This is a genomic window from Micromonospora sp. NPDC050187 (assembly GCF_044459745.1).
Lineage (GTDB): Bacteria > Actinomycetota > Actinomycetes > Mycobacteriales > Micromonosporaceae > Micromonospora.
Genome location: NZ_JBITJH010000007.1, coordinates 218,243 through 219,122 on the forward strand (window position 1 = coordinate 218,243; position 880 = coordinate 219,122).

Genomic DNA, 880 nt, shown 5'->3' on the forward strand with positions numbered 1-880 from the left:
AGAAGAGGAGGTAGTCGGGATGAGCTTGTTGGGCGACGAGGAACTGTTAACCGAGATGCGTGCGGCCCTGAAGGACGTCGACGAGGCGGCCGAACGGGTACGCCGGCGCGTGGCTCGGGCGCAGACCACCGTGGAGGACAAGAAGAAGCTGCTGTCGGTGACCGTCGGTGGGCACGGCGAGCTGAACCGGATCACTTTCAACGGGGACGCCTACCGGCGACTCGCGCCAGCCGAGCTGGCCGACCTGATCGTGACGACGGCCCGTACCGCCCGCGAGAAGGCCCAGCGCAAGACGATGGCCGGCACCGCCGAGCTGACGCGTCACCTCACCGGCCTCGACGACGCCGCGCAGTCGGCCGGGAGCATCGAGGAGCTTGTCGAGGGCATCGCCAGCATGGTTTCCGGCGGTGCCGACCGGCGGACCGGGCCGGCGGCGTCATGAGCGGGTCACGGATCGAGTTCAACGGGGACGTCCTGGCCCAGCAGGTGCCGTTGGTGGGCCAGTTCAAGGACCACCTGATCGGCACGGTGGACCCGGTGCGCCAGATCGCCGAGTGCCGGTGGGCGGCCGGCGTCCCCGCGGACGACGAACTGAGCCTGCAGGCCCGCGCGGCCGTGCAGCAAGTGCTCGCGGGCATCGTGCTCGCGGCGTACGTCAAGCTGGCTCACGCCGCCGGGTTCCAGGGCGAGAAGTTGGACCTGGTTCGCCGTGTCGGGGAGAACACCGAGGCCACCGGCACCGAGATGGTCCCGGACATGAACGGTGGCACGCGGGGCTGATCCGCGGAGACGAGACAGCCGAAGGCCGGGGCGGTGGTCTGCGCCGCTGATTGATTCGCACTGAGTGCCCCTGATCGGGGCGGGGAGGGGGCGTTACGCG

Annotated in this window: 2 protein-coding genes; both read left to right on the forward strand. The window is 70.0% G+C overall.

Translation table 11 applies throughout. The features are described 5' to 3' along the window. The first annotated feature begins 19 nt into the window (after nucleotides 1-19). A complete protein-coding gene (locus tag ACIBJE_RS14305) occupies nucleotides 20-442 on the forward strand; it encodes a YbaB/EbfC family nucleoid-associated protein (RefSeq protein WP_396748097.1) in 423 nt (140 codons plus the stop codon). Then, nucleotides 439-780 carry a hypothetical protein gene (locus ACIBJE_RS14310; protein WP_377654559.1) on the forward strand — a complete coding sequence of 114 codons (342 nt, stop codon included), beginning with the start codon at nucleotides 439-441 and terminating at the stop codon, nucleotides 778-780. Before ACIBJE_RS14305 ends, ACIBJE_RS14310 begins: the two co-directional genes overlap by 4 nt. Nucleotides 781-880 lie beyond the last annotated feature (100 nt).

What these genes read in the sequence shown, in the direction of transcription:
- ACIBJE_RS14305 (WP_396748097.1), top strand. Translation starts at nt 20, where the DNA reads ATGAGCTTGTTGGGCGACGAGGAACTGTTAACCGAGATGCGTGCGGCC.
- ACIBJE_RS14310 (WP_377654559.1), top strand. Translation starts at nt 439, where the DNA reads ATGAGCGGGTCACGGATCGAGTTCAACGGGGACGTCCTGGCCCAGCAG.